We start from the raw sequence: 4895 nt of genomic DNA, 5'->3' as shown, positions 1-4895 counted from the left end.
CGCCGGTCGGCGGCGCCGGCGAGGAGGCCGGGGCGCCGGCGGCGGCGCTCGGCGTGCTGGCCCTCTACGACCGGCTGGGCGCGGACGAGTTCGACGACGACGACCTGGTCACCCTGCGCACCTTCGCCGGGCACGCGGCGGTGGCGGTGGACAACGTCCGGGTGCACGAGGAGGCGCAGCGGCTCTCGCTCACCGACCCGCTCACCGGGCTGTGGAACTACCGCTACCTGCGCGAGTCGATCCGGCGGGAGGTGGAACGGGCCAGCCGGTTCAGCCGGATGCTCAGCGTCCTCGCCCTCGACCTGGACCGGTTCAAGGACGTCAACGACACGTACGGGCACGCGGCGGGGGACACCGTGCTGGCCGAGTTCGCCCGGCGGGTGCGCGGCGAGATCCGGGAGGTCGACCTCGCGTTCCGGCAGGGCGGCGAGGAGTTCGTGCTGTTGCTGCCGGAGACCGACGCCCGGGGTGCGGCGATCGTGGCGGAGCGGCTGGGCGCGGCGGTCCGCGAGACGCCGGTCGCCGTCGAGGCGTACGCGGGGCCGGTCGTGGTGACCGTGTCGGTCGGCATCGCCGTCTATCCGGACCACGGCAGCACCGGGCGGGAAGTGCTGGAGGCCGCCGACGACGCGCTCTACGCTGCGAAGGCCGCCGGCCGGGACACCTACCGGGTCGCCGAGGTGTACCCGGACGTGCCGAGGCGGGAGATCCCCGTCCCGGCGGGGGCGATGAGCCCACCGGACGGGCTGCCGCGCGCCGGCCGGCCCGTGCAGGCCACCTGGGAGCCGGGCGGACCCGCCCGGTCGGAGCCGGCTGCGGGCGTACCCGAATCGTCGCCGGCGGGGCCGACGCACGCCCGGCCGGAACCGGCCGACGGCGGGGCGGACAGCGCCGGGGACGCGGCCCGACCCGGCCCGGAAGCCGGCGGGTCGGGGTCAGGCGGCGGCGCGTCTTCTGGGCCACACCCGCCGCGGCAGAGCCGTGGCCGATAGTCTCGCGGCATGTCGGAGCACTCAGCGAACCCCTCATCGACGGTCGCCGCAACCGGCCGTCCCCTGGCGGTCAAGGCCGTCATCCCGGCCGCCGGACTGGCCACCCGGTTCCTGCCGGCCACCAAGGCGGTGCCCAAGGAGCTGCTGCCGGTGGTGGACCGGCCGGTGTTGCAGTACATCGTCGAGGAGGCCGCCCAGGCCGGCATGGGCGACGTGTTGCTGATCACCGGTCGGGGTAAGACGTCGATGGTGGACCACTTCGACCGTCGCCCCGACCTGGAAACCAGGCTGGAGGAGAAGGGCGACGCCGAGCGGCTGGCCGCAGTGCGCCGGCCCAGTGACCTGGCCGAGATCTACACCGTCCGGCAGCCGGAGCAGCTCGGGCTCGGCCACGCCGTCGGGTACGCCGAGGCCCACGTCGGCGACCAGCCCTTCGCGGTGCTGCTCGGCGACGAGTTCGTCAAGCCGTCCGAGCCGCTGCTGCCGGCCATGCTGGAGCTGCAGGCCCGCACCGGTGGCGTGGTGCTCGCCTTCTTCGAGGTCGACCCGGCCGACACCAAGCGGTACGGCATCGCCTCCGTCGAGCCGGCCGAGGCGGAGCTGACCGACATCGGCGAGGTCGTCAAGGTGACCGGCATGGTGGAGAAGCCGCAGCCGGAGGACGCGCCGAGCAACCTCGCGGTGCTGGGCCGCTACGTGCTGCCCGGCACGATCTTCGACGCGATCCGGCGGACAAAGCCGGGCAGCGGCGGTGAGATCCAGCTGACCGACGCGATGGAGCTGCTGCGCACCGAGGGCACGCCGGTGCACGCGATCGTCTACCGGGGCACCCGCTACGACACCGGAATGCCGTTGGGCTACCTCCAGACGGTGGTGCAGATCGCCGCCGAGCGCGACGACATGGGCGCCGAGTTCCGCTCCTGGCTGGCCGGCTTCGTCAAGGCCGATGCGGCAGGCGGATCTGGTACATGACCGCGACGGCCGACGCCGAGGCGGCCGCGAACGAGTTGACGCCGCTCGCCGACTACCTGGGCAGCGTGCTGCGCAGGTTACGAGCGCTGCCGCCACTCGACCTCGACCTCACCCAGGCGTACGGCAACGTCCTCGCCGAGGACGTCGTCGCGCCGCACGCCTTTCCGGCCTTCGACCAGGCGGCCGTGGACGGGTACGCGGCCCGCTGGGAGGACATTTCCGGAGGGGGCCGGGGCCCCAGCTACGTCCCGGCCCCCTCCGGCACGCCCGGCGGCCGGACCATCCGGCTGAACGTGGTCGGCGACCTCGGCGCGGCGAGCTGGCGGCCCGTCCGGCTCACCCCGGGCTCGTGCTTCTCGGTGGCCGCCGGGGCGCCGCTGCCGGTCGCCGCCGACGTGGTGGTCCCGGTGGAGTGGACCGACCAGGGCATGGCCGCGGTGGAGATCTTCCGTACCCCCAAGCGGGGGTACGGGGTACGCCGCGCCGGTGAGGAGCTGCCCGCCGGCACCCTGCTCGCCCGGGCCGGCACGTACGTCTCCCCGGCCCTGGTCGCGGTCTTCGCCGCCACCGGCATCGGGCACGTGGTGGTCCGGCCCAGCCCACGCGTGGTGATCGTGGCCACCGGCGACGAGCTGGTCGACGTGGGCCGGGGCAGCCAGCCCGGGCAGGTGGTGGACGCGAACTCGCACGCGCTGACCGCCGCCGCGGCCGAGGTGGGGGCGCTGGCGTACCGGGTGGGCATCTGCGACGACGACCCGGAGGGGCTGCGCGGGCTGCTGGAGGACCAGACCCTGCGCGCCGACCTGATCATCACCACCGGGGGGACCGGCACCGGCCCGGGGGACATGGTGCGCCGGATCCTGTCCCGCCGGGAGGGCGGCCGGGCGGGGCCGGTCACCTTCACCGACGTGGCGCTCTATCCCGGCACCGCGCTCGGTTTCGGCACCGTCGGCGCCGAGGAGGTGCCGGTGGTCTGCCTGCCCGGCGACCCCGGCGCCGCTCTGATCGGCTTCGAGGTGCTGGCCCGTCCCGCCATCCAACTGCTCGCCGGCGCCGAGCCGGTGTTCCGGCCCAGCGTGCGGGCGCACCTGCTGGAGACCGTGTCGTCACCCGGCGGGCTGCGCGAGTTCCGGCCCGCCCACGTCGCCGAGCGGCGCGGCGGCGGGTACACGGTGCAGCCGCTCAGCGGTGGGCCGTTCACCCTCTCCGGGCTGGCCGAGGCGAACGGGCTGCTGGTGCTCGGCGAGCGGGTCACCACCGCCGCCGCCGGCTCCACGGTGGACGTCCTGCTGCTTGACCGTCGCCGGTGACGGTGTCCCGGTCTCCCGCCGGCAGGTGTTGCGGTGCGTCGGGGCGATCGGTGGTCCGCCTCCCGGCCCCACGAACATGAGGCCCTCTGCGCGGAGGACGGTGGGTCGACTTGCGCGCTACACGGTCCCGCACGGGAGACTGTGCGGGTGAGTCTCTTCGGCCCCGAGCGGGCGCCCGGCTGGCCGGCGGTGCTGGTCGACGGCCCGGTGCTGCTGCGGCCCTACCGGCGCTCCGACGCGGGGGCGTGGTCGGAGGTACGGCGAGGCAACCGGGCCTGGTTGTCACCCTGGGAGTCGTCGCTGCCCGGCGACTGGGACGAGCTGAACTCGCCAGCCGCGTTCCGCTGGGTGCACCGTGACCAGCGGCGTTCGGCCCGCGAGGGCGAGGGCATGCCGTTCGCGGTCTGCCTGCGCGAGGCCGACCGGGACCGGCTGGTCGGGCACCTCAACGTGGGCAGCATCGTGCGGCGGGCCCTGTGTTCCGGGTACGTCGGCTACTGGGTGGACGCCCGGGTGGCCGGCCAGGGCGTGATGCCGACCGCGCTCGCGCTGGCCGTGGACCACGCGTTCGGCCCCGGCGGGCTGCACCGGGTGGAGGTGAACATCCGCCCCGAGAACCGGCCGTCCCGGCGGGTGGTGGAGAAGCTGGGCTTCCGCGAGGAGTCGTACCACGTGCGCTACATGCACATCGACGGCGCATGGCGGGACCACATCGGATACGCGATGACCAGTGAGGAGATTGCTGCCGAGGGTGGTCTGCTGGCCCGATGGCACCGGGTTCGCGCCAACGCGCGGTAGGAGGCTGCCGGGAAATCCCGGGCGAGCGAGGCTGGGCCGCCGTAGCCGGGACGGGATTCCCGACGGCCTCTCCGTCGTCCCACGGACGGGATCGGCGCGGCGCGGCGGCATCCCGGTCGGTGCGCCGTAACCTCAAGTAACTGCAAGCTTCGGCAAGCACTGCCCATCCGGACGATCCACTCGGCCGGGCGCGATCGGTGGAAGATCCTGCGGTCGGGTGGTGGTTGCTCCGAATTAGGTGACGGGAGGGGTGAGGGTGCCGACCTCGGTGCTCCTCGCCGTCCTCGCCGCCGCCGGCCTGCTCGCCCTGGCCCCGGCGCTGGTCCGCCGGTACGACGCCACAGAGCGGCTGGTGGCGGAGCGGGCGCAGTCGACGGCGCGGGTGCTCCAGCGCCGCCGACGGCGCCGCACTGTGCCGGGGCGCCGGCCCGTGCACCCGCCGCGCTCACTTGTTGTCACCCTCAGTGAGGATGCCGCTACCGGAGCGTTGACCGCGCCGGTCTCCGCGCCTCCGGCAGGCCGCCGTTCCGGCCGGCTGCGGGCCGTGCCGCCCGCATCGAAGCGGTCCCGCCGCCGCCCGCCGCCCCGCCGGCAGCACACCCCTGCCGTGTACCGGCGGCGCCGCGTCCTCGCCGCCCTGCTGCTGCTCAACGTCGTCGAGTTGATCGGCGTGCTGTTCGTCAGCCCCGGCTTCTGGATCGGCTTCTCGGTCACCTTCATGCTGCTGGCCGTGTACGTCGTCCACCTGCGCGGTCGGGCCCTGGCCGGCCGCCGCCGGCGCCGGGCCCGGGCCCGCGAGGCGGCCTGGCTGGCAGCCCGGCAG

At 74.8% G+C, this 4895-nt stretch carries 5 protein-coding genes; all 5 read left to right on the top strand.

Features of this window, described 5'->3' with window-relative positions; all coding sequences use genetic code 11:
* Positions 1 to 992 (top strand): GGDEF domain-containing protein (locus ACWD6N_RS37420; protein WP_450006702.1); only part of this gene is annotated, 992 nt, incomplete at its 5' end.
* A gap of 9 nt (positions 993 to 1001) precedes the next feature.
* The gene (locus ACWD6N_RS37415) at positions 1002 to 1964 is read left to right on the top strand and encodes a UTP--glucose-1-phosphate uridylyltransferase (RefSeq protein ID WP_387323177.1); all 963 of its coding nucleotides are present in this window, start codon (positions 1002 to 1004) and stop codon (positions 1962 to 1964) included.
* A complete protein-coding gene (locus ACWD6N_RS37410) occupies positions 1961 to 3274 on the top strand; it encodes a molybdopterin molybdotransferase MoeA (RefSeq protein ID WP_074316573.1) in 1314 nt (437 codons plus the stop codon). The genes ACWD6N_RS37415 and ACWD6N_RS37410 overlap by 4 nt, the downstream gene beginning before the upstream one ends.
* A 147-nt stretch (positions 3275 to 3421) precedes the next feature.
* Complete coding sequence (locus tag ACWD6N_RS37405; RefSeq protein WP_354964591.1) at positions 3422 to 4072, top strand: GNAT family N-acetyltransferase; 651 nt, start codon at positions 3422 to 3424, stop codon at positions 4070 to 4072.
* Positions 4073 to 4322: 250 nt separating this feature from the next.
* Positions 4323 to 4895: divisome protein SepX/GlpR (sepX, locus tag ACWD6N_RS37400; RefSeq protein WP_450006700.1), on the top strand; the 573-nt coding region annotated here is incomplete at its 3' end.

Source organism: Micromonospora sp. NPDC005163, assembly GCF_053599835.1.
This window is presented reverse-complemented; position numbering and strand designations above follow the sequence as displayed.

What these genes read in the sequence shown, in the direction of transcription:
- ACWD6N_RS37415 (WP_387323177.1), top strand. Translation starts at nt 1,002, where the DNA reads ATGTCGGAGCACTCAGCGAACCCCTCATCGACGGTCGCCGCAACCGGC.
- ACWD6N_RS37410 (WP_074316573.1), top strand. Translation starts at nt 1,961, where the DNA reads ATGACCGCGACGGCCGACGCCGAGGCGGCCGCGAACGAGTTGACGCCG.